Annotated in this window: 20 protein-coding genes; 15 read left to right on the top strand and 5 right to left on the bottom strand. The window is 72.4% G+C overall.

What is annotated here, in order from left to right; genetic code table 11:
* Nucleotides 1-29 precede the first annotated feature (29 nt).
* The 14 genes from ABZ128_RS05840 to ABZ128_RS05775 all read left to right on the top strand — a co-directional run bounded on the left by ABZ128_RS05840 (nt 30) and on the right by ABZ128_RS05775 (nt 15875).
* The gene (locus ABZ128_RS05840) at nt 30-2390 is read left to right on the top strand and encodes a beta-ketoacyl-[acyl-carrier-protein] synthase family protein (RefSeq protein WP_356846258.1); all 2361 of its coding nucleotides are present in this window, start codon (nt 30-32) and stop codon (nt 2388-2390) included.
* 2 nt (nt 2391-2392) lie between these two features.
* Nucleotides 2393-3502, top strand: coding sequence for a 3-oxoacyl-[acyl-carrier-protein] synthase III C-terminal domain-containing protein (locus ABZ128_RS05835; RefSeq protein ID WP_356846257.1), 1110 nt, complete (start codon nt 2393-2395; stop codon nt 3500-3502).
* 40 nt (nt 3503-3542) lie between these two features.
* Nucleotides 3543-4412 (top strand): ester cyclase, encoded by an 870-nt coding sequence (locus ABZ128_RS05830; protein WP_356846256.1) that lies wholly within the window; start codon nt 3543-3545, stop codon nt 4410-4412.
* A gap of 124 nt (nt 4413-4536) precedes the next feature.
* Nucleotides 4537-5529 carry an aldo/keto reductase gene (locus tag ABZ128_RS05825; protein ID WP_356846255.1) on the top strand — a complete coding sequence of 331 codons (993 nt, stop codon included), beginning with the start codon at nt 4537-4539 and terminating at the stop codon, nt 5527-5529.
* 32 nt (nt 5530-5561) lie between these two features.
* Nucleotides 5562-6755: an FAD-dependent oxidoreductase gene (locus ABZ128_RS05820; RefSeq protein ID WP_356846254.1), complete on the top strand. Its 1194-nt coding sequence runs from the start codon at nt 5562-5564 to the stop codon at nt 6753-6755.
* Between the two features lie 45 nt (nt 6756-6800).
* A complete protein-coding gene (locus ABZ128_RS05815) occupies nt 6801-7454 on the top strand; it encodes a thermostable hemolysin (protein ID WP_356846253.1) in 654 nt (217 codons plus the stop codon).
* Nucleotides 7444-9072 (top strand): AMP-binding protein, encoded by a 1629-nt coding sequence (locus ABZ128_RS05810; protein WP_356846252.1) that lies wholly within the window; start codon nt 7444-7446, stop codon nt 9070-9072. Before ABZ128_RS05815 ends, ABZ128_RS05810 begins: the two co-directional genes overlap by 11 nt.
* Nucleotides 9069-9977, top strand: coding sequence for a TauD/TfdA family dioxygenase (locus ABZ128_RS05805; RefSeq protein WP_356846251.1), 909 nt, complete (start codon nt 9069-9071; stop codon nt 9975-9977). Before ABZ128_RS05810 ends, ABZ128_RS05805 begins: the two co-directional genes overlap by 4 nt.
* A gap of 69 nt (nt 9978-10046) precedes the next feature.
* A complete protein-coding gene (locus ABZ128_RS05800) occupies nt 10047-11561 on the top strand; it encodes an MFS transporter (protein WP_356846250.1) in 1515 nt (504 codons plus the stop codon).
* A 44-nt stretch (nt 11562-11605) separates the two neighbouring features.
* A complete protein-coding gene (locus tag ABZ128_RS05795; protein WP_356846249.1) occupies nt 11606-12193 on the top strand; it encodes a cupin domain-containing protein in 588 nt (195 codons plus the stop codon).
* Nucleotides 12194-12298: 105 nt separating this feature from the next.
* On the top strand, nt 12299-12766 hold the full coding sequence (locus tag ABZ128_RS05790) for a nuclear transport factor 2 family protein (RefSeq protein ID WP_356846248.1): 468 nt from the start codon (nt 12299-12301) through the stop codon (nt 12764-12766).
* A 225-nt stretch (nt 12767-12991) separates the two neighbouring features.
* The gene (locus ABZ128_RS05785) at nt 12992-14485 is read left to right on the top strand and encodes a DHA2 family efflux MFS transporter permease subunit (RefSeq protein ID WP_356846247.1); all 1494 of its coding nucleotides are present in this window, start codon (nt 12992-12994) and stop codon (nt 14483-14485) included.
* Between the two features lie 143 nt (nt 14486-14628).
* Nucleotides 14629-15231 carry a dTDP-4-dehydrorhamnose 3,5-epimerase gene (gene rfbC / locus ABZ128_RS05780; protein ID WP_356846246.1) on the top strand — a complete coding sequence of 201 codons (603 nt, stop codon included), beginning with the start codon at nt 14629-14631 and terminating at the stop codon, nt 15229-15231.
* The gene (locus tag ABZ128_RS05775) at nt 15228-15875 is read left to right on the top strand and encodes an NAD(P)-binding domain-containing protein (protein WP_356846245.1); all 648 of its coding nucleotides are present in this window, start codon (nt 15228-15230) and stop codon (nt 15873-15875) included. Before rfbC ends, ABZ128_RS05775 begins: the two co-directional genes overlap by 4 nt.
* 109 nt (nt 15876-15984) lie before the next feature.
* Here ABZ128_RS05775 and rfbD read toward each other — a convergent pair whose 3' ends face one another.
* The 3 genes from rfbD to ABZ128_RS05760 are packed head-to-tail and all read right to left on the bottom strand — an operon-like array spanning nt 15985 to nt 18928.
* Complete coding sequence (gene rfbD, locus ABZ128_RS05770; RefSeq protein WP_356846401.1) at nt 15985-16842, bottom strand: dTDP-4-dehydrorhamnose reductase; 858 nt, start codon at nt 16840-16842, stop codon at nt 15985-15987.
* A gap of 29 nt (nt 16843-16871) precedes the next feature.
* Nucleotides 16872-17864 (bottom strand): dTDP-glucose 4,6-dehydratase, encoded by a 993-nt coding sequence (rfbB, locus tag ABZ128_RS05765; protein ID WP_356846244.1) that lies wholly within the window; start codon nt 17862-17864, stop codon nt 16872-16874.
* Nucleotides 17861-18928 carry a glucose-1-phosphate thymidylyltransferase gene (locus tag ABZ128_RS05760; protein ID WP_356846243.1) on the bottom strand — a complete coding sequence of 356 codons (1068 nt, stop codon included), beginning with the start codon at nt 18926-18928 and terminating at the stop codon, nt 17861-17863. Before ABZ128_RS05760 ends, rfbB begins: the two co-directional genes overlap by 4 nt.
* A gap of 162 nt (nt 18929-19090) precedes the next feature.
* Here ABZ128_RS05760 and ABZ128_RS05755 point away from each other — a divergent pair, with 162 nt between their 5' ends.
* The gene (locus ABZ128_RS05755; protein WP_356846242.1) at nt 19091-19510 is read left to right on the top strand and encodes an ester cyclase; all 420 of its coding nucleotides are present in this window, start codon (nt 19091-19093) and stop codon (nt 19508-19510) included.
* A 73-nt stretch (nt 19511-19583) separates the two neighbouring features.
* Here the strand turns inward: ABZ128_RS05755 and ABZ128_RS05750 are convergent, their stop codons facing one another.
* A complete protein-coding gene (locus tag ABZ128_RS05750) occupies nt 19584-20549 on the bottom strand; it encodes a Gfo/Idh/MocA family oxidoreductase (protein ID WP_356846241.1) in 966 nt (321 codons plus the stop codon).
* Complete coding sequence (locus ABZ128_RS05745; RefSeq protein ID WP_356846240.1) at nt 20546-21946, bottom strand: NDP-hexose 2,3-dehydratase family protein; 1401 nt, start codon at nt 21944-21946, stop codon at nt 20546-20548. The genes ABZ128_RS05750 and ABZ128_RS05745 overlap by 4 nt, the downstream gene beginning before the upstream one ends.
* Nucleotides 21947-21955 lie beyond the last annotated feature (9 nt).

Raw genomic sequence — 21955 nt, 5'->3', positions numbered from 1 at the left:
ACCCTGAAACACCCGGACGGAGTGCGGACATGACCGACGTGTACGAGCACGACACCGCGCCCGAGGGCACCGCCCGGCCGCGGACCGTGGTGGTCTGCGGCGTGGGCGCCGTGACGGCCCAGGGGGACACCGCCGAGGCGCTGTGGGAGGGCATCCGGTCCGGTTTCACGGCCATCGGCCCCGTACGCGGCATGCCGATGGAGGGATACGGCACCGACATCGGCGGCGAGGTGGAGACCGACCGGCTGCCCGCCTACGACTACCTCGCCTCCTTCGGCGGCAGCGAGCGCGAGCCGGCGGCGGACTTCGCCCTGCTCGCGGCCGAGGAGGCACTCGCGCAGGCCGGGATCACCGGCCTGCCCGCCGAGCGCTGGGGCGTCTCCTTCGGCTCCTGCAACGGCGGCCTGCGCAGCGCGGAGAAGCTGGCGCGCCGCACCCAGGAGGGCAGCGGCGGCGAGGACGACGGCCGGCACTACCTGCTGGTCCCGCCGCAGGCCATAGCCGAGGCGCTGAGCGGCGCCTTCGGCCTCAAGGGCCCCTCGCTGTCGGTGAACACCGCCTGCGCCTCCGGCGCCCACGCCATCGCCCACGCCACCGAGTCGATCCGGGCCGGGCGCGCCGACGCCATGCTCGTCGGCGGCAGCGACGCCTTCACCGAGACGGCCTGGGCAGGCTTCACCAGCCTCCAGTCGCTGTCCACCAAGCCGGCGGCCCCGTACTCCAAGGACCGCGACGGGCTCTCGCTCGGCGAGGGCGCGGGCATGCTGGTCCTCGCCGAGGAGTCCGTGGCGCGCGCCGCGGGCGCCCCGATCCTGGCCGAGGTCCTCGGCTACGGGCTCTCCGCCGACGGCTACCACGCCACCGCGCCGCACCCGAAGGGGGAGGGCGCGGCCCGGGCGATCCGCGGTGCCCTCCAGGCGGCCGGACTCGGGCCCGAGGACGTCGACTACATCAACGGCCACGGCACCGGCACCGCGAAGAACGACTCCGCCGAGTCCAACGCGGTGCGCGCCGCGCTCGGCGAGGCCGCCGAGGACGCGGCGCTCAGCAGCTCCAAGTCGATGATCGGCCACCTGCTGGGCGCGGCCGGCGCCGTAGAGGCCATCGTCACCGTGCAGGCGCTGGTGGAGCAGATCGCCCCGCCGACCGCCAACTTCACCGGCGTGGACCCCAAGTGCGGCCTGGATGCGGTGCCGGACGCGGACCGCGCGATGGCGATGGACGCGGCGCTGTCGAACAACTTCGCCTTCGCCGGGGCCAACGCGTGCGTGGCCTTCGGCAGACCGGCCGGACGCCGCTTCACCCCGGCGCCCGAGCCGGCGGCGGAGAAGATCGTGATCACCGGCTTCGCCGCGATCACCTCGGCCGGCGAGGGGGCCGAGGCGTTGTGGCAGGCCTGGCAGGAGGGCCGCCCGCTGGGCACCGAGGAGGACGGACTGCGCGTCGCGCGCGCCGACTTCGACCCGGCGGCGTACACCAAGCCCGCCGAGCGGCGCCGGATCGACCGGCTCAGCCAGCTGGCCATCGCCTCCTCCCGCATCGCCCTGGAGCACGCCGGCCTCACCGCCGACGAGCGGGTCGGCGTGGTCCTGGGCACCGGCCTCGGCCCGATGCGCTCCATCGAGCAGTTCCTGCTGCCGGTCCTCGGGGGCTGCCCCGACCACGGCAGCCCGGCCGTCTTCCCCAACACCGTCTTCAACGCGGCGGCCGGCCAGGTCGCCATGAACGTCGGCGCCAAGGGCCCCACCTCCACGGTGACCACGGGCCACGCGGCCGGGGCCTCCGCCCTGACCGTCGCCCACGACCTGCTGGTGCAGCACCGCGCGGACGCCGTCCTGTGCCCGGCGGTCGAGGACCTCTCGCCGGGCGTGCTGGAGGCCTACCGCGGGCTGCCCCTCTTCGAGGACGCCGGCTACACCCTGGCGGAGGGCGGCATCGCCCTGGTGCTGGAGCGCGAGTCGACGGCCCGGGCCCGCGGGGCGCGCATCCTGGCCGAGTTCGCCGGGCACGGCACCGCCTCCGACGCCCAGGGCATCGGCCGCTGGGACGACCGGGGCGAGGGCGTGGAGCGCGCGATGCGCCAGGCCCTGGCCCACGCCGGGGTGGAACCGGCCGAGCTGACCGGGATCTGGGCCAACGCGGCCGGGCTGGGGCGGGCCGACGGCCCGGAGGCCCTGGCCACCGGCCGGCTGTCCGCGCAGGCGGACTGCCCCGTGCACACGCCCAAGCGGACGCTCGGCGAACCGGTCGGCGCGGGCGCCCAGCTGGCGGCCCTGCTCGCGCTCACGAGCTGGGACAGCGGGCGGGACAGCGGCCCGGTGCTCATCAACAGCTCCTCGCTCGGGGGCACCCACATCAGCCTCGTCCTGCGTCCCGCTACGGAGAACTGACCATGTCCACTACCGCCGACCGGCACGTATCGATCCTCGCGACCGGCGCCCACCTGCCCGGCGACCCGCTCGACAACGACGACCTGGCCCGGATCTGCGGGCCGCTGCCCGACGACGTCCTGGAGGGCATCCAGGTCCAGCGACGGCACTGGATGGTGGACCCGGCCACGGGTGAACACCGTACGAGCACCTCCGCCATGGCCACCGCCGCCGCCCGCCAGGCACTGGAGCGGGCGGGCGTGGAGGCGGCCGAGGTCGACCTGATCGTGCTGTCCACGGCCAGCCCCGACTACCTGCTGCCGGTCGCCGCCACCTATGTGCAGGAGCAGCTCGGCCTGGAGGGCTGCGCGGTCATCGAGGTCCGCGCCGGATGCGTCGGCGCCGTCCAGGCGCTCGACATCGCGCGCCGCCAGCTGGCCGACGGCACCTACCGCACGGCGCTCGTCATCGGCTCGGAGTCGGTCTCCCCGCTGCTGGCCCCGGTCTTCCTCGGCCGCGACCCGTACAGCGTGCGCATGCGCGACCGCCTGACCGTCTACACCTTCGGCGACGGGGCCGGGGCCATGGTGCTGCGCGCCGGCGAGGAGGGCTCGGCCCACGAGGGCAGCCGACAGGTGTTCGCCACCCGCTCCATGGGCGGCGCCCGCAAGCCCGGCATGCTCATCGTCGGCGGCGGCACCGACGTCCCGCTGGCCGAGCAGCAGCAGCGCAAGCGCCTGATGGACATCAGGCTCGACATCCCCGGCACCGCGCAGTTCGGCCCGCGGGTCTTCGTGGAGGGCATCCACGACATGCTGCGGCGCTCGGGGCTCGCCCTCGACGACATCGACGCGTGCGTGCTGCCCGAGGGCAACGCCGAGTACTTCGCCAGCGAGTACGGCACGGCCGGGCTGTCGGCCGCCGACCAGGCCACCCTGAGCAAGATCATCGTCGAGAACCTCACCGACGTCGGCGCGACCGGCTCCGCCGCGGTGCCGCTCGCCCTCGACGCCGGCTGGACCGACGGCCGCATCAAGCCCGGCGACACCGTGCTGCTGCTCGCCATCGAGGCCAGCCGCTACCTGTACGCGGGCCTCACCCTGACCTGGGACGCCCCCACTCCCGCCCGCTGACGCCCACCCCGCCAAGTGACCACGTAAGGATGGATGGAACGTGTCGATACAAGAGACCGAGCGCACCGGCGTGAGTGTCGAGGAGCGCAACAAGAAGACCATCCGATCGGTCTTCGACACCTTCGTCAACAAGGGCGACTTCTCGATCGTCGACGAGATCTACAGCCCCGACATGGTCGACCACCAGCCGCTGCCGGGCGCGCCGGAGGGCCTGGAGGGCGTCAAGTACACCATCGCGGGCCTGCGGGAGGGCTTCCCGGACCTGCACGTGACCATCGAGGACATGAGCGCCCACGGCGACCACGTGGTCATCCACAACACCTGGCGGGGCACCCACCTCGGCGAGTTCCTCGGCATGGAGCCGACGGGCAGGTTCATCGAGTTCCAGGGCGTCGTGGTGTGGCGGCTGCTGGACAACGGCCTGATCGCCGAGCGGTGGGGCATCGGCGTCGAGTCCAACATGCTCTCCGTGCTCGGCATGCGCCGCCTCGCCCCCGCCTCGCGCGGCGCGGCGCGCGCCGCCGCGCGCCGCACGGTCAAGCCGGCCACGGTGCTGCTGCCGCTGCCCGAGGGGCGGGCCGGGCGCTGGGCGCAGGTCCAGGAGGAGCTCGCCGGTGCCCGCCTGCGCGCGTACGAGGCCTCCAGGCGGCGGGCCGGGATCCTCCAGGAGTCCTTCGCGGTGCAGGAGCTCGGCGGGCAGGACGTGGTGGTCCTCCAGCTGGAGGCCCGTGACCCGGCGGGCGCCGCGAAGCGGCTGCGGGACTCCGAGGACCCCTTCGACGTGTGGCTGCGGCAGGAGGCGGGCGAGGTGTTCGGCACCGACCCGTGGGCCCGGCTGGCGCAGGGCGGCGCCGCCGAACAGGGCCACAGCTGGTCCTCCGTCACCGCCGAACTGGCCGCCAAGGACTGACCGGCCGTCAACGACCCCTTGAGGCCGGGTGCTTGCACCCGGCCTCAAGGGGAGCTCGGCCACTTCTCTAGTCTAGCAACGATAGAATCTCAAGCGACGACAACCCACCGGAAGGCGCACGATGATGCGGCAACGAAAGCTCGGCAGCCAGGGTCTTGCGGTCTCCGAGCAGGGGCTCGGCTGCATGGGCATGACCTTCGCCTACGGGCCGGCCGACGACCAGGAGGCCCTGCGCACGGCCCACCGCGCCCTCGAACTCGGCGTGAACCTGCTCGACACCGCGGACTTCTACGGCCCGCACAGCAACGAGGAGTTCGTCGCCCGGGTCATCGCGGGCCGCCGGGACGAGGTCATCGTCTCCTCCAAGGTCGGCAACGAGGTCACCGAGGACGGCACCATCACCGGCAGGCTCAACGGCCGCCCGGAGTACATCCGGGCCTCCGTCGAGGGCACCCTGCGGCGCCTGGGCACCGACCGGCTCGACCTGTACTACCTCCACCGCGTCGACCCCCAGGTCCCCGTGGAGGAGTCCTTCGGCGCCCTCGCCGAACTGGTGGCCGCGGGCAAGGTCCGCTACCTCGGCATCTCCGAGGCGGCCGCCCCCACCATCCGCCGCGCCCACGCCGTCCACCCGCTGACCGCCGTGCAGACCGAGTACTCCCTGTCCACCCGCGACGTCGAAGTCAACGGCGTCCTGGAGACGGTCCGCGAACTCGGCATCGGCTTCGTCGGCTACAGCCCGCTCGGCCGCGGCCTGCTGACCGGCGCCATCCGCGGCGTCGACAACCTGGCCGAACACGACTTCCGCCGCATCGCCCCCCGCTTCCAGAAGGAAAACCTCGACGCCAACCTGCACGTCGTCGAGCAGCTGGAGGCCCTGGCCGCGGCCAAGGGCATCACCACCGGTCAGCTCGCCCTGGCCTGGGTCCTCGCCCAGGGCGAGGACGTGGTCGCCATCCCCGGCACCAAGCGGGTCAAGTACCTCGAAGAGAACACGGCGGCCTCCGCCGTCACGCTCAGCGCCGAGGACCTCGCGGCGCTCGACCGGATCGCCCCCCACGGCAGCACGGTGGGAGACCGCTACCCCGCCGGCGCCATGGCCACGCTCGACGGCTGAGCCATGACCTGCCAATCCGAAGGTGAGTGAGCATGACCACGGCGAACATCACGATCATCGGCGGTGGACTGGCCGGCCTGGCCGCGGCGATCGCAGCCGCGGAGAAGGGCGCCACCCGCATCACCGTCCACGAGGCCCACTCGCACCTGGGCGGCCGCGCCCGCTCCGCGTCCGGGCCCTACATCACCAACGACGGCCCCCACACCATCATGGACAACGGCCCCGTGTGGCAGTGGCTGCTCAACCGCGGGCTCGCCGGACGCTACGTACGGCTGTCCTTCCACGAGTGGACGCGGATGCGCTTCCGCCACCAGGGCAAGCTGCGCATGACGCTGCCCGGCGGCTACATGAAGATGACCTGGATGCACCGGGACATCGAAGTCCCCGTCGACCGCTCCTTCCAGGACTGGGCGAGCGAGCGCTTCGCCCAGCAGACCGTCAACGAGGCCCTCGGCTTCCTCGGCCCGATCCTCTTCGACGGGGACCCCGGCCGGCTGTCCGCCGCCTTCGTCTGGGAACGGCTGCTGCGCGTGGGCACCCCCCGCTTCCCGCTGCCGAGCCGCTACTTCATCGGCGGCTGGGGCACCGTCATCGAGCGCATGGAACGCGTGGCCAGGCGGCACGGCGTCGTCATCGAAACCGGCTCGCGCATCACCGAACTGCCCACCGACGGGCCCGTGATCGTCGCCACCTCGCTGGCCTCCGCCCGCAGCCTGCTCGGCGACAGCTCGCTGGACTGGCCCAGCGGGACCGCCGCCCTCGTCGACATGGCCGTGACCCGCTCCAAGAAGGACGGCAACGTCTCCTTCGACATGGACGAGGGCGGCTTCACCTCGCAGTACTCCGACCACGATCCCTCGCTCGCCCCCAAGGGCCAGGCACTCTTCCAGGGTGCGATGCCCCTGCGGCCGGGCGAGTCCAAAGCCGAGGCGATCAGCCGCCTGGAGAAGCTGTTCGACCTCACCACACCGGGCTGGCAGGACCGCACGCTGTGGCGCCGCGACGGAGTCTCCCGCGGCCGCACCGGTGCCCTCGACCTGCCCGGCCTCAGCTGGCGCGACCGCCCCGCCATCGACCGGGGCGACGGCGTCTACCTGATCGGCGACGCCGTGGCCGCTCCCGGCATCCTCGCCGAAACCTCCGTCAACAGCGCCCTGCGGGCCGCGGAACTCGCCGTCAGCACCCAGCCGGCGGCCAGGCGTTCCGCCGCCCTGCTGGGGCGGTGAGCACTTCCCTCCGCTCCCACTCCATCCTCTAAGGCGGCGCAGCACATGAGAATCACGCTTTCGCAGCGCGGTACACCGGACTGGCAGGTCGCTGCGGACATGGCACGGGAGGTGTTCGCCAAGCAGTACCAGGCAGACATCTCCCCCGACCCCGACGGCTTCCTCGCGTTCTTCGAGAAGAACGAGGACGGCAGGGAGGAAGTCCTCGCCTGCGCGGGCCTGTCCTTCCCCGAGGGCACCGACAGCATCCTGCTGGAGTGCTACCTCGACGCCCCGGTCGAAGAGGTCATCGCGGGCGCCGTGGGAGAGGACGTCCAGCGCTCCCAGGTCCTTCAGATAGGCAACATCGCCTCCGTCCGGGCCTCCGCGGGCGGCGAGATCATCAAGTCGATACCCCTGGTGATGGCCTGCCTCGGCCGGCCCTACGCGGTCATGACGATGACCGGCCGCCTCGCCGCCCTCATGGAGCGCCTCGGCTGCGTCTTCCACCCCCTCGCGGACGCCTCGCCCGACCGGCTCGCCCCCGAGGAGGCCGCCTCCTGGGGCTCCTACTACGACACCCGGCCGATGGTCGGCTACGCCAAGGCCGTCGACCAGAGCACCCTGCTGTTCGCCGCGATCGGCCGCTACTGCTTCGAGTCCGTCGACATGAGGCTGCTCAGCAGCCGTCCGGAGAAGGTGCTGACCCGTGCCGCCTGAGACCGCCGTCCTCTCCCTCGCCGAGGGCCTGCTGGCCCAGGCCGACAGCGACGCCGTGATGGTGCGGGTGCTCTCCGCCGACGGAGCCCCCGGCGCCACCTGGCGCTACCGCGACATCATCGGCGCCGCCCTCGTCCTGGCCGCACAGATGGAGAAGTGGGCCGCCGACCACGGCCGCCCGGCCCGCGTCGGCCTCCTCGCCGAGAACTCGCCCGAGTGGGTCGTCGCCGACCTCGCCGCCCTGTTCTCCGCCGCAGTCGAGGTCCCCGTCCCCACGGCCTTCGCCGCCGACCAGGCCGCCTCGCTCCTCGACACCGCCGACATCTGCCTGGTCGACGAGGGCGGCACCCGCGCCCTGGAGCGCTGGGCCAAGGACACCGAGCAGGGCGTCCTGCGGGCCGACTGCCCCGTCGTCCCGATCGACGTACGCGGGCTGCTGGCCCAGGCCGGCGACGGCGCGCCGCGCCCCGAGGTGCCCGCCGAGGACGCCGTCGTCAAGGTCATCCACACCTCCGGCACCACCTCCGCCCCCAAGGGCGTGCAGATCCGCCGGCACGGCCTGGACGCCCTGCTGACCTCGCTGCGCGCGCGCACCGAGCCCGCCGTCTTCGAGCGCTACCTCTCCATCGTCCCGCTCAGCCTGCTCATCGAACAGGTCGCCGGCCTCTACATGCCCTTCCTGGCGGGCGGTTCGGTCTCCTTCCTGCCCCCCGGCACCGCCCTGGTCGGCACCGCCGCCGACGCCGCCCCCCGGATGCTCGCCCTGCTGCGCCAGGCCCGCCCCACCGCCCTGGTCGTCCCGCCCACCGTCGCCGGCCTCTTCCTCGCCCTGTGCGACCAGCACCCCGAGGAGAGCGTGGCCGAGCGGCGCACGCGCATCTTCGGGCACGAGGCAGGGGTCTTCATCGCCTGCGGCGGAGCGCCCGTCCCGGCCGAGATCCTCCAGCGCCTGGACGCGTACGGGCTCACCGTGCACGAGGGCTACGGCCTGAGCGAGAACTCCTCGGTGGTCTCCTGGAACTTCCCCGGCGAGGTCCGCTTCGGCACCGTGGGCCGCCCCCTGGACCACGTCCAGGCCGAACTCGCCGAGGACGGGGAGCTGCTCATCCGCTCCACCTCGCTGTTCGCCGGCTACACCCGTGAGGACCCCTCCAGCGTCGTCGTCGACGAGCAGGGCCGCCTGCACACCGGCGACCTCGCCGAGATCGACGAGGACGGCTACCTGCGCATCACCGGCCGCAAGAAGTCCATGGTGATCACCGCGAGCGGCCGCAACGTGTCGCCCGAATGGGTCGAGGCCCGCTACCGGGAGATCGGCTTCATCCGCGAGGCGGCGATCGTCGCCGACGGGCTGGAGCAGGTCCACGGCCTGTTCGTCATCGAGTCCGGCCTCGACCACGGCCCCGCGCGGCGCCGCATCGAGGAGTTCGGCCGCGAACGCCTCTCCGGCATCGAACGCGCCGCCGTGGTGCACCTGATGTCCGAGGACGACCCCGCATACGCCACCTGCTTCACCGTCACCGGCCGTCCGCGCCGTGACGTCATCCGGTCCCACGTGCTGCGAGAGCACCGGGCCGGCGAAGGCGCCGAGCCCGCCACGACCAAGGAGAGAGCATGAGCACCGCTGTGAAGACCACCGCCTACGGCACCGGTAGCGGGCTGCTGGTGGAGCCCGTCGAGGGCGGCAGCCTCGCGGACGTGGAACCCAAGGTCCTGCGCGACCTGCTCGCCGAGGCCGGATTCCTGCTGCTGCGCGGCTTCGACTCGGACATGGACTCCTTCACCACCCTGGTCCAGAACACCTCCACCTCCACCACCCTCGACCCGGCCCGCGACTTCTACTCCGAGGTCGCCCAGAAGGTCGACGCGGGCTTCGACGAGGTCGGCCTGCACACGGAGAACGGCAACAGCCCCTTCCGGGCCCACGTCGCCTGGTTCTTCTGCGAGAAGGCGGCCTCCTCCGGCTCCCAGACCACCGTCTGCGACGGCTACCGGGTCTGGGACGCCTTCAGCCCCGCGGCCCGCGAGGCCTTCGCCGCCCAGGACATCGTCTACAGCCGCTACGTCTCCGAGGCGCAGTGGCGCGCCATGGCCCACCACCTGCTGGGCAAGACCAAGCCCGCCGAGGAGATCAAGGTCGAGGAACTCCTCGCGCTCGCCTCCCAGCTGGACGGCACGGAGATAGTCCCCCAGGAGGACGGCGGCGTCCGCTACTCCTTCCGCACCCCCGCCGCCGGCACCACCGTCTTCGGCGAGCGGCTCTCCTTCGCCAACTCCATCCTGGGCCCCTCCTTCAACTACGAGAAGCCCACCATCACCTTCGCCGACGGCACCGCGTTCCCGCCGGAGCTGATCGCCGAGGTAGAGGAGGTCACCGCCCGGCTGACCGAGAACCTCGACTGGCAGGACGGCGACGCCGCCGTCATCGACAACACCCGGGTCATGCACGGCCGCCGCGCCATCACCGACCCCGACCGCACCATCTACAACGCCCTCAGCTACATCGAGGCACCCGCCGCCTGACCGGCCCGTGCCCGCCCCGGCATCCCACCGGTGCCGGGGCGGGAGCCGGGCCACACCCGAGGGGACACCATGGACACCGAAAAGCGCGCGGCCCGCCCCGGCGGCGACCCGGCATCCGCAGACAAGGACGGCGCTGCCGGTCACGCCGCCGCCCCACCGCCCGACCCCAGGCGCTGGCGCCTGCTCGTCTTCGTCGCGCTCGCGCAGTTCATGGTGCTCCTGGACACCACCGTGGTGAACCTGGCACTACCCGCCATCCAGTCGGACCTGGGCGCCGGCGCCACCGGCATCGAATGGGTGCTCACCTCCTACGTCCTGTGCTTCGGCGGCCTCATGCTGCTGGGCGGGCGCACCGCCGACCGCTGGGGCCGGCGGCGTACCTTCATCGTGGGCGCCGTGCTGTTCACGGCCGCCTCCCTGCTGTGCGGCCTCGCCGACGGCACCGGCCTGCTGATCGCCGCCCGCGCCCTCCAGGGCTGCGGGGCGGCTTTCCTGTCGCCCGCCGCCATGTCCCTGGTCACCACCATCTTCCCGAGCGGCAAGGAACGCACCACCGCCCTCGCCATCTGGGCCGCGCTCGCCGGTCTCGGCGCCACGCTCGGCGTCATCGTCGGCGGGCTGATCACCGACAGCCTCGACTGGCGGTGGATCTTCTACGTCAACCTCCCGATCGGGGTCGTGGCGGTCGCCGGAGTCCTGGTCCTGGGCTCGGGGCGCACCGATGCCCGCGGCAGCGGCCGCCCCGACCTGCTCGGAGCCGTCACGGTCACCGGCGGGCTGGCCGCCCTCGTGTACGCGGTCGTCAGCATCCAGGACCACGGCTGGAGTTCGCCCGCCCACGTCCTGGCCCCCGCCGCCGCGGCGCTCGCCCTGCTCGGCGCCTTCGTCCTCGTCGAGCGGCGCGTCGCCGACCCGCTGATGCCGCTCAGGCTGTTCGCCACCCGCTCGCTCGCCACGGCGGGCCTGGGCCGGGTCCTGACCAGCGCCGTCCAGGCCTCCGTGCTCTTCCTGTCCAGCTACTACCTCCAGCGGACCCTCGGCTACTCCACCCTCAAGTCCGGCTTCGCGTTCCTGCCGCTCGGGATCATGGCGATCCTGATCACGGCGCCGGCGACCGGCGTCATGCACAAGTACGGGCCCCGGCCGGTGTACCTCGCCGGAGCGGTGGGCACCGTCCTCGGCCTGGTCCTGCTCAGCCAGGCCCCGGCCCACGGCAACTACCTGCTGGACCTGCTGCCCGCCCTGCTGATCCTCGGGGCGTCCATGCAGTGCTGCGGCATCCCGGTCAACGTCCACGGGGTCTCCGACATCCCGCAGGAACAGCAGGGCATCGCCTCGGGCGTCCTGGTATCGGCCTTCCAGGTCGGTGCCTCGCTCGGGGTGGCCACGGTCGCCACCAGCGCCCTGTCCCGCACCACCGGCGCCCTCGAAGCCGGCACCGCCCCCGCGCTCGCCTGGCTGGACGGACTGCACCTCGGCTTCTGGATCGCCGCGGGCATCGCCGTCCTCAACGTGGCCAACGCCTTCTTCGGCCTGCCCGGAAAGCGGCGCACCGCCGCCGCTGCCGCTGCCACCGCGGCCTGACCCCCCGCCCCGACCACCCCCCGTACCGAATGGAGAGCCATCCGATGGCACGCCCCGGAGACGTCCTGCACTTGGGGAACGACCGCCTGACCTTCCTGACCACCGCCGCGGAGACGAACGGCGCCTACGTCGAGGTGGAGGTCGACTACGCGGCCGCCGCCGTCAAACCGCCCGTCCACTACCACCCCCGGCAGACCGAGAGCATGCGGCTGGAGAGCGGCGAGATCCACCTCCAGCTCGACGGCGTCGTGCACAGGTACAAGGCGGGCGACGAGTTCTACATCCCGCCGGGCGCCGCCCACTCCATGTGGAACCCCGGCCCGGAGCGCACCCGCATGGTGTGGCGGACCACCCCCGCCTACCAGACCGAGAAGGTCTTCGAGACCCTGTGGGGGCTGACCAACGAGGGCCGGCTGAAGGCCGACGGGACCCCCCGCCTGCAGATGCCGCTGCTCGCCCTCGCCTTCCGCGACGAGTACCGCGTCGTGACGGGCCGTCCTTTCGCCCTCGACATGGCCCTGTGCACCGTGCTCGCACCGGTCGGCCTGGCCTGCGGGTACCGGTCCACGTACAAGCCCCCGCAGCCGCCGGCGAAGGCGCGTCCGGAGGCGCGGCTGCACTCCACCGCCTGACCCGGCCCCCTCTCCGTGTGTTCGAGCGCCGCGCGAGGGTGCGACGAGGTGCGCGCCCTAGCGTCGGCCGCAACCGAAGACGGTCGAATGCGTGGAGGAATGGTCATGGCCATGGAGAACGAGTTCATCCTGCCCGGAGCGGACCTCCCGGCGCCCGACGCCGAGCTGCGCAAGAGGCGAGAGGCGGTGGTCCTGGAGCACACCGTCGCCGAGATCGCCTGGGACCTGGACGGCGTGTTCGCCACCTTCCCGCGCGGTCCCGTCTACCGCATCCAGGCCTTCGAGGACAGCCCGTTCGTCGGCGCGGACGCCATCAAGAAGGGCTACTTCGCCGAGCTCCAGGCCGCCTTCCCGAACATGGAGCACGAGCTGCACCACGTCCACCACACGCCGACCGCGGTGATCCTGGAGGCCCAGGCCCGCGGCAAGCAGGAGGCGGACTACCGGGGCATCCCCAACCGCGGCAAGTCGATCGACGCCCCCGTCGCGGTCTTCTTCCACTTCGACGGCGACGTGCTGGTCGACGAGACGCTGTTCTTCGACTTCGCCACCTTCCAGCGCCAGCTCGCCTGACCCCTCCTCCTTTGCGCAGCCGCGGGGCTCCGTACCGGCACCGGTACGGAGCCCCGCGGCGCTGGCCGGCCGGTGCGCCCCGAGTCCGGTTCGAGGGGGACTTGAGTCTCGTTCCGTAGCGTCGTGAGCGCCCGGCACGGAGTGTGCCCGCGGCGGTCACCGCAAGTCAGACATGTCTCGGCGATGAGCATCTCGTACTGACAAGCCTCCAGAAAGGATGCTCGGATGAGCTCCGTCAACCCCCCAGCCACGGGCGGTGGAAAGAAGGGGGTGGTCTTATGGGCCATCCTCACCACCAGTGTCGCCTCCTTCATGGCGGGGCTGGACAACCTTGTGATCATCACGGCGCTGCCGACGATCAAGGACAAACTCGGCGGCAGCCTGGCCGACCTCGAATGGACGGTCAACGCCTACACCCTGTCCTTCGCCGTGCTCATGATGTTCGGTGCCGCCCTCGGTGACCGCTTCGGCCGGCGCAAGGTCTTCGTGCTCGGCCTGCTGCTGTTCACCCTCTCCTCGGCCGCCGGGGCGCTCGCGCCCGGCATCAACGAGCTCATCGCGGCCCGCGCCGTCCAGGGCGCCGGCGCGGCGCTCATCATGCCGCTCTCGGTGACGCTGCTGACCGCCGCCGTCCCCGCGGAGAAGCGCGGTACGGCCCTCGGCATCTGGGGCGCCGTCAACGGCCTGTCGATCGCCGCCGGACCGCTCGTCGGCGGAGCCATCGTCGAGCACCTGTCCTGGCAGTGGATCTTCTGGCTGAACGTGCCGATCGGCCTGGCCCTGGCCCCCGTCTCCTGGCGCAAGCTCGCCGAGAGCCGTATCGCCGGCGCCCGTCTGGACGCCGTCGGCACCGTCCTCGCCAGCGTCGGCCTCTTCGGCATCGTCCTCGGCCTGATCAAGGGCCACGGCGACGGCTGGACCTCCGCGGGGGTCCTCGGCTCGCTCATCGGCGGCGCCCTGGTCATGGTCCTGTTCGTGGTCTGGGAGATGAAGACCGAGCACCCGATGGTGCCGATGGGCATGTTCAAGATCAAGGCGTTCACCGCGATCAACCTGTCCGGCACCCTGATGTCGGTCGGCATGTTCGGCGCGATCTTCCTGATGACGCAGTTCCTGCAGAACATCCAGGGCTACACCGCGATGGAGGCCGGCGTCCGGCTGCTGGCCTGGACGGCCATGCCGATGGTCGTCGCCCCCATCGGCGGCATGGTCTCCGACAAGATCGGCGGCAAGCCGGTGGTCACCCTGGGCCTCGCGATGATGACGGCCGGCATGGTCTGGTGGGCCGTGATCCTCGAACCGGACACCTCCTACGTCGCCCAGCTGCCCTCCCTGATGATCTGCGGCGCCGGCATGGCCCTGTTCTATGCACCGCTGATGAACCTGACGATGGGCTCCGTCGCCGAGCACGAGCAGGGCATCGCCTCCGGCGTCACCGCCGCCACCCGCGAGGTCGGAGCGGCCCTCGGCGTGGCCCTGCTGGCGTCGATCTTCAGCGCCAACGGCGGATACGCCTCGCCACAGAACTTCGTCGACGGCCTCGTGCCCGCGATGTGGGTCGGCGCCGCGGCGGTCGCCGCCGCGACGCTCTCCATGCTGATCGCCCCCGGCCGCAAGAAGGGGATCCACGCGGTGGCCGCGTCCGCGCCCGCCACGGCGGCCGCACCGGCCGCGCCGGCCCCCGTGGCCGACAAGCCCGCCCCGGCGCCGGTGCGCTGAGCACCCCGCCCCTCCCGCACGCCGATGGCCCCCGCAGCCGCGGGGGCCATCGGCGTGCGGGCTCCAGCCGCACCCGAGCGGGTCAGGAGAAGGTCGCCACAGAATCGAATCCGGCCTTCACGACGACAAGGAACCGAGGAAGCATGGCAATCGAGGAGATGAAGATCCGCGACGCCTTCCGGATCACGCCATCGCAGCTGTCGGACAACCGGGGCCTGTTCTACGAGGCCTGGCGGATCGGCGAGCTCACCGAGCTCAGCGGCCAGCCGTTCACCGTCAAGCAGGTCAACTACTCGGTGTCCCGGCGCAATACCCTGCGCGGCATCCACGGCACCACCCTGCCGCCGGGCCAGGCCAAACTGGTGACCTGCGTGCGCGGCGCGGCCCTCGACGTGGTGGTGGACCTGCGGGTCGGCTCCCCGACCTTCGGCATGTTCGACACCACGCTCCAGGAGGCGGACTCGGGCATCGGCGTCTACCTGGCGGACGGCCTCGGCCACGCCTTCCTCGCCCTCACCGAGGACACCTGCATGAACTACCTGTGCTCCGAGGAGTACGTGCCCGGCACCATGGTGGACATCCAGGCGCTCGACCCCGCCCTCGGCATCCCGTGGAACACCTCCGAGCCGCTGATCCGCTCCGAGAAGGACGCGGCCGCGCCCACCCTGGACGAGGCCGTCGCCCTCGGCCTGCTGCCCACCTACCAGCAGGCCGTCGCCTCCTACGGCGGGGGCCGCACCGCATGAGCACCGTCGCCTTACTGGGATCCGGCAGCGTCGGCGCCACCCTCGCCGCCGGCTTCGCCCGCGCAGGGCACACGGTGCTGATCGGCTCGGGCGACCCGGGCCGCCGCGCCGCGGACGCCGGGGCGCTGACCGCCGCCGGGGTCCGCTTCACCCGCCGCGCCGAGGCCGCCGGGGCCGCGGACGTCGTCTTCAACGCCACCCCGGGCGAGGCCTCCGTCGAGCTGCTGCGCGCCCTGGAGCCGCAGCTGCGCGGGCGGGTCCTGGTGGACGTGGCCAACTCGGCCGTACGCGGCCCCGAGGGCTTCCCCGTCGCGCCCCTCTACCCGGACAGCAGCCTCGCGGAGGAGATCCAGCGGGTGCTCCCGCACACCGCCGTGGTCAAGTCCCTCAACACGATGGACTCCGCGGTGATGGTCGACCCGAGGATCCTGTCCTCGCCGCCCACCGCCTTCCTGGCCGGGGACGACGCCCGGGCCAAGGCGGCCGCGGCGGAGCTGCTCGACGGCCTCGGCTGGCCGAAGGAGTGGATCCTCGACCTCGGCGGGCTCTACAACGCGCGCGCCCTGGAATGGAACTACCTGATGCTCGGACCCTTCATCCGCGCCCACGGCCCGGTGCCGTTCAGCCTGGCCATCAGCCACTGAAGCACCGGCCGTGCCGACGGACCGGCCGCGGCGGGCGAAATCCCCCCTCGCCCGCCGCGGCTGCCCCGCGTCCGGCGCCCCGCCGGGGCGGGCGGCGCCGGCGCTGCGCTCACACCCGGGCCGGCTCCGGCCGCTCCGCGGCCCGCAGCGCCGGCAGCGCCGCCCGCAGCGCCTCGCGCCAGTCGCGGATGGGTGCGATGCCCGCCGCCTCCCACCGGTCGTGGCCCAGCGCCCCGTACGCGGGGCCCCGCGCCGCCGACCGCGCCGCGCCGGCCGCCGGCCGGACCCGCCGCGGATCCGCGCCCAGCAGCCGGAACACCTCGCGCGCCAGCTCCAGCCGGCTGCACTCGCCGCCGCTCGTCGCGTGGTAGATGCCGGGCGCGGCCCCGCGCAGCGCGGCCTGCCCCAGCGCCGTGATCCGGTCGGCCGCATCGGCGCACCAGGTGGGCTGCCCGCGCCGGTCCTCGGCCACCTCGACGAACTCCCGCTCCCGCTCCAGCCGGATCAGGCGGCGCACGAAGTTGTCGCCGCCCTCCCCGTACAGCCAGGCGGTGCGCACCACGTACCCGGTCCACGGCAGCAGCCGCAGCACCGCCCGCTCGCCCTCCAGCCGGGTCCTGCCGTACGCCGTCCGCGGCGCGGGCCAGGCGTCCTCCGCGTACGGCGTGCGGGCGTCGCCGGAGAACACGTGGTCCGTGGACACGTGCAGCAGCAGCACCCCGAACTCCCCGCAGGCGTTCGCCAGGTACAGCGGCGCCGCACCGTTGACGTGCAGCGCCTGCGTCTCGTGGCTCTCCGCCGCGTCGAGGTCGGTGAAGGCCGCCGCGTTGACCACCACCAGGGGCCGGTGCGCGGCGATCGCCGCGCGCACCGCCCGCCGGTCGCGTACGTCGAGCTCCGCGCCGGGAAGGGCGACGGCCTCGACACCGGCCCGCGCGAGCGCGGAGCGCAGGTCCCGGCCGAGCATGCCCTCCGCGCCGGTGACGAGCCATCTGCTCACAGGGCGGCCCTCTGCTTCAGCGGCTCCCACCAGGCGCGGTTGTCCCGGTACCACTCGAAGGTCTCCGCGAGGCCCTTGGCGAAGTCCTTGCGCGGCCGGTAGCCCAGCTCGGTGGAGATCTTGGTGCAGTCCACCGAGTAGCGCAGGTCGTGGCCGAGCCGGTCGGCCACGTGCTCCACCCGGTCCCAGCCGGCCCCGGCCAGGTCCAGCAGCAGGGCGGTGAGCTCCCGGTTGGTCAGTTCGGTACCGCCGCCGATGTTGTAGACCTCGCCCGGCCGGCCGCCCGCGCGCACCAGTTCGATGCCCTGGACGTGGTCGTCGATGTGCAGCCAGTCGCGGACGTTGCGCCCGTCCCCGTACAGCGGGACCTTCAGCCCGTCGAGGAGGTTGGTCACGAACAGCGGGATGACCTTCTCCGGGAAGTGGTGGTGGCCGTAGTTGTTCGAGCAGCGCGTCACCCGCACGTCCAGGCCGTGCGTGCGGTGGTACGACAGCGCCACCAGGTCGGAGGAGGCCTTGGAGGCCGCGTACGGGGAGTTGGGCCGCAGCGGGTCGGTCTCGGGCCAGGACCCCTCGGCCACCGAGCCGTACACCTCGTCGGTGGAGACGTGCAGGAAGCGGGCGCTGCCCCCGGGGCGGCGCAGCGCCGCGTCGAGCAGGGTCTGGGTGCCCAGCACGTTGGTGGTGATGAACTCGGCCGCGCCCAGGATGGAGCGGTCCACATGGGACTCGGCGGCGAAGTGCACGATCTGCTCGTGCCCGGCGACCAGCTCGGCGACGAGCGCGGTGTCGCAGATGTCGCCCTGGACGAAGCGGAAGCCCGCGTGTCCGCGGACCGGGTCCAGGTTGGCGGGGTTGCCGGCGTAGGTCAGCTTGTCGAGGACCGTGACCTCGACGTCGCCCGGCCCCTCGGGGCCCAGCAGCGTGCGGACGTAGTGCGAGCCGATGAAGCCGGCGCCGCCGGTGACGAGGATGCGTGTGGTCGTCATGAGGATATCTGCACCTTGCTGTGGTCGCCGAGTACGAGCCGGTGCGCGGCGGGCACCCGCGGAGCGGGCGTCACCTCCACGTTGCGTCCGATGATCGAGGCCTCCACGCGGCTCGTTCCGGTGAGCGAGGAGCCGTCCAGGACGATGGAGAACTCGATCTCGCTGTCGGTGATCCGGCAGTCGCGGGAGATCGAGGTGAACGGGCCGATGTACGAGCCGCTGATGCGGGTTCCCGCGCCGATGACGGCGGGGCCCACGATGCGCGAGGCGGTGACGCAGGCGCCCTCCTCGATCACCACCCGGCCGATGATCTCGCTCTGCGCGTCGACCTCGCCGAGGGTGCGGGGCTCGGCGAGCTCCAGCACGCAGCGGTTGACCTCCAGCATGTCCGCGACGTTCCCGGTGTCCTTCCAGTAGCCCGAGATCGTCGTGGAGCGGACGTCGTGCTCATGGTCGATCAGCCACTGCAGGGCGTGGGTGATCTCCAGTTCGCCGCGCCAGGACGGCTCGATGGCGCGCACCGCCTCGTGCACGGCGCCGGTGAAGAGGTAGACCCCCACCAGGGCCAGATCGCTCTTGGGCACCTCCGGCTTCTCATCCAGGCCCACGACCCGGCCGTCGGCGCCGAGCTCGGCCACGCCGAAGGCCCGGGGATCGGAGACCTGGGTGAGCAGGATCTGCGCCGCCGGCCGCTCGGCCCGGAAGGAGTCGACGAGTTCGCGGATGCCGCCGACGATGAAGTTGTCGCCGAGGTACATGACGAAGTCGTCGTCGCCGAGGAACTCGCGGGCGATCACCACCGCGTGCGCCAGGCCCAGCGGCGCCTCCTGCGGGATGTAGGTGACCCGCAGGCCGAACTTGGAGCCGTCGCCGACGGCCTGCCTGATCTCGTCGGCGGTGTCCCCGACGACGACGCCGACCTCGGTGATCCCGGCGTCGGCGATGGCCTCCAGGCCGTAGAAGAGCACCGGCTTGTTGGCGACGGGCACCAGCTGCTTGGCGGACGTGTGGGTGAGGGGGCGCAAGCGGGTTCCGGCCCCACCGGAGAGAACGAGTGCCTTCATGGCACCCGACGCTAGGAGCGGCGACTTGAGCCGGGGTCGGGGGCGGACCGGGCCCAGGGGGTTTTCCAGGGGGGCTCGACCGGGGGTGCGGATCCTCGGGGTGGCAGCGCCCGCCCGGCGAGGTCGGCACCGAGATGCAAGCCCCCAGAGAGGCACTCACCCATGGCAGACAACCACCGCGCACTCGTCCAGCTCTTCGTTGACATGATCAACAGTCATGACGTGAGCACCATCGGCGAGCACACCGCGGCCGGACACATCGACCACAACCCGATCGTCGACGACGGCATCGAGGCGAACGCGGCCTTCTTCCAGCAGATCTTCGACGCCTTCCCGGACGTCAAGGCGGTCGCCCACGACGTGATCGTCGAAGGGGACCGGATCGCCGCCCGCCTGGAGTACTCGGGCACCCACCAGGGCACCTTCTTCGGGATACCGGCCACCGGGCGCACCCTGAACTTCCAGTCCATCGACATCTGGCGGGTCGAGGACGGCCTGCTCGCCGAGCACTGGGACCAGCTGGACGTGGCCGGGATGTTCCATCAGCTCGGCGCCGACTTCTACGCCCTCCAGGCCCAGTAGCCCCGCGCGAGGCTCCGGAACGGCCCGGCGGGTACCCCGTACCCGCCGGGCCGTCGCGCGTCCCGCCCGCCCCTCAGCCCTGCGCCGCGCGCTCCACCTCGTCCACGAGCCGGGCGTGCGCGAGGACCTCCTCGGTGTGCGGGGTGAAGTCCTCCCCCTCCAGCACCGCCCGCGCGAACACGCCCGCGATGTTGGTGAAGTGCCGGTCCCGGGCCAGCGGGATCTCACGGGTGACGCCGCCTCGCTCGACCTGGAGCACCGGCGTGAACTCGTCGGGGGTGCTGAACGCGCGCTCCAGGCGCAGCCGCCCCTCACTGCCCCACAGGCCGTACCCGCTGCGGTAGCCGTGCTCCACCCCGTACGCGAGGTGGGCGGCGACCCCCGAGGGCGCCGTCAGCAGCGCGCTGCCGGCGGGCTGCGGGCCGTACGGGCTCGCCGGGCGCACCTGGGCCCCCGCGACCCGCAGCCCCTCGCCGAGGAAGAGCCGGGCGGCCCGGATCGGGTACGCCGCCACCTCCGGCAGGGTGCTCGCGCGCTCCCCGCCCGGGCGCAGCGGGATTCCGAACTCCGAGGTGAACAGCTGGACCTCGCCGATCAGGCCTTCCGCGACCAGTTCGCGCACCCGGGCGTGCTGCGAGTGGTGGAGGAACATGAAGCTCTCCATCAGCAGCAGACCGCTCTCGCGGGCGAAGGACACCGCCTTCTCCGCGTCGGCCAGGGAGGTCGCGAACGGCTTCTCGCACAGCACGTGCTTGCCGGCGGCCAGCGCCCGCAGGGTCCACTCCACGTGCAGGTCCGGCGGCAGCGGGATGTACACCGCGTCGACGTCCTCGCGTTCCAGCAGCCGCTCGTACCCGGCCACCGCGGCGCCGCCGAACTTCGCGGCGAAGTCCTGCGCCCGCTCGATCCGGCGGCTGGCGACGGCCGTCACCTCCACCAGGGGCTGGCGCAGCATCGAGGGCAGCATCCGCCGCTCGGCGATGTCGGCGCAGCCCAGTACGCCGATCCGTACGGCTCCCCCGGCTCCCGCTGCGCTCACGATCCGTACCTCCCGTTCAGTGCCGAGACGGCGCCCAGGCCGGTCAGCAGGGTCCTGGCCTCGATGTTCAGGTAGTTGCTGTGCCGCAGCAGGCCGGTCAGCTGGCCCGGGGTCACCCAGAGGAACTCCTCCGGCACGTCCACCGGGAACTCCTCCCCGACCTCGACGAGGGCGTAGCGGTTGCCGGCGTGGTGGAAGCGGCCCCCCTCCTCCGACTGCACCGTGTCGTACAGCAGCTGGCCGGGCCCCGCCCGCAGCACCAGGTCGAGGAAACGCGGCTGCTGGGCCGCGGGCAGGGTCAGGGCCCGGCCCGGCTGGCACTGCACGGTGGGGCCGAGTTCGGCCACGTCCAGTACGCCGGCCTCGGACCGGGCCTGGGCCAGCAGGTGCGGCACCCCGCAGATCCGGCGGACCACGAAGGCGGCGAGCCCCTGTTCGGCGGGGGCCAGCAGGGGCTGGGTCCAGCTGGTCACCTCGCGGTTCGCCGCCGACACGGAGGCCGCGATGACGGTGAAGTGGTGGCCGCTCTCGTGCCCGATCTCGTACTCGGTGTGCTGCCACTGCTCGACGTCGGACAGCGGGATGGTGCTCTGCACGAGCTCCCGCATGGCCTTGATCTCGGTGAGCCGGTTCAGGAGGTGCTCGGTGGAGTGCAGGGACGGGCCGTCCTCGGCGAAGGAGGGGATCAGCGACAGCACGGTCCGGGCGTCCATGTTGACGAGGCTGGACTGCTGCAGCAGCTGGTGGATCTGGCCGAGGGTCAGCCAGACGAAGTCCTCGTGCTCCGGCACGTCGCCGATCGCCTCGACCACCATGTTCCGGTTGCGCTTGCGCAGGAACCAGGAGCCCTGCTCCGACTGGAGGGAGTCGTAGAGCACCTTGGAGCTGACCCGGGGCGGGCGGAAGTACTCGATGTAGTGGACGGCGTTGCCCTTGTGCACGCCGGTGTAGTTGCTGCGCGTCGCCTGCACGGTGGGGGAGAGCTCCACCGTCTCGATGTTCCCGGGCTCCATCTTCGCCTGCATCAGGAAGTGCAGGACCCCGTCGAACTCCTTGACCACGATGCCCAGGATGCCGATCTCCGGCTGGTTGATGATCGGCTGCGACCAGGAGGCGCCGCGCCCCTGCCACTCCGTGCGCACCCGCAGGCCCTCGACGGAGAAGAACCGGCCGCTCTCGTGCACCAGGTTCCCGGTGGAGTCCTGGAAGTGCCAGCCGACCAGCTCGGAGAACGGGATGCGCTGCACGTCGTAGCGGTTGGTGCGGCGCTGCTGCGCGAACCACTCCCGGAAGACCGCGTTGGGCGTGACCGGGCTGTCCAGGGTCTCGGCCGACAGCGCGAAGCGCTGCCCGAGGCTCGTCGCGATGCCGGGGGGCACCAACTGGGTGATGGTCATCAGTGGACT

Origin of the sequence: Streptomyces sp. NPDC006326 (genome assembly GCF_040612915.1) — a bacterium.
In the GTDB taxonomy this organism is placed as follows: Bacteria; Actinomycetota; Actinomycetes; order Streptomycetales; family Streptomycetaceae; genus Streptomyces.
Note: the sequence above shows the minus strand (reverse complement) of the source record. Positions and strands in the feature narration are given on the sequence as shown.

Coding starts and splice junctions, on each gene's coding strand:
- ABZ128_RS05840 (WP_356846258.1), top strand. CDS start 30: ATGACCGACGTGTACGAGCACGACACCGCGCCCGAGGGCACCGCCCGG.
- ABZ128_RS05835 (WP_356846257.1), top strand. CDS start 2,393: ATGTCCACTACCGCCGACCGGCACGTATCGATCCTCGCGACCGGCGCC.
- ABZ128_RS05825 (WP_356846255.1), top strand. CDS start 4,537: ATGCGGCAACGAAAGCTCGGCAGCCAGGGTCTTGCGGTCTCCGAGCAG.
- ABZ128_RS05820 (WP_356846254.1), top strand. CDS start 5,562: ATGACCACGGCGAACATCACGATCATCGGCGGTGGACTGGCCGGCCTG.
- ABZ128_RS05815 (WP_356846253.1), top strand. CDS start 6,801: ATGAGAATCACGCTTTCGCAGCGCGGTACACCGGACTGGCAGGTCGCT.
- ABZ128_RS05805 (WP_356846251.1), top strand. CDS start 9,069: ATGAGCACCGCTGTGAAGACCACCGCCTACGGCACCGGTAGCGGGCTG.
- ABZ128_RS05800 (WP_356846250.1), top strand. CDS start 10,047: ATGGACACCGAAAAGCGCGCGGCCCGCCCCGGCGGCGACCCGGCATCC.
- ABZ128_RS05795 (WP_356846249.1), top strand. CDS start 11,606: ATGGCACGCCCCGGAGACGTCCTGCACTTGGGGAACGACCGCCTGACC.
- ABZ128_RS05790 (WP_356846248.1), top strand. CDS start 12,299: ATGGCCATGGAGAACGAGTTCATCCTGCCCGGAGCGGACCTCCCGGCG.
- ABZ128_RS05785 (WP_356846247.1), top strand. CDS start 12,992: ATGAGCTCCGTCAACCCCCCAGCCACGGGCGGTGGAAAGAAGGGGGTG.
- rfbC (WP_356846246.1), top strand. CDS start 14,629: ATGGCAATCGAGGAGATGAAGATCCGCGACGCCTTCCGGATCACGCCA.
- ABZ128_RS05775 (WP_356846245.1), top strand. CDS start 15,228: ATGAGCACCGTCGCCTTACTGGGATCCGGCAGCGTCGGCGCCACCCTC.
- rfbD (WP_356846401.1), bottom strand. CDS start 16,842: ATGCTCGGCCGGGACCTGCGCTCCGCGCTCGCGCGGGCCGGTGTCGAG.
- rfbB (WP_356846244.1), bottom strand. CDS start 17,864: ATGACGACCACACGCATCCTCGTCACCGGCGGCGCCGGCTTCATCGGC.
- ABZ128_RS05760 (WP_356846243.1), bottom strand. CDS start 18,928: ATGAAGGCACTCGTTCTCTCCGGTGGGGCCGGAACCCGCTTGCGCCCC.
- ABZ128_RS05755 (WP_356846242.1), top strand. CDS start 19,091: ATGGCAGACAACCACCGCGCACTCGTCCAGCTCTTCGTTGACATGATC.
- ABZ128_RS05745 (WP_356846240.1), bottom strand. CDS start 21,946: ATGACCATCACCCAGTTGGTGCCCCCCGGCATCGCGACGAGCCTCGGG.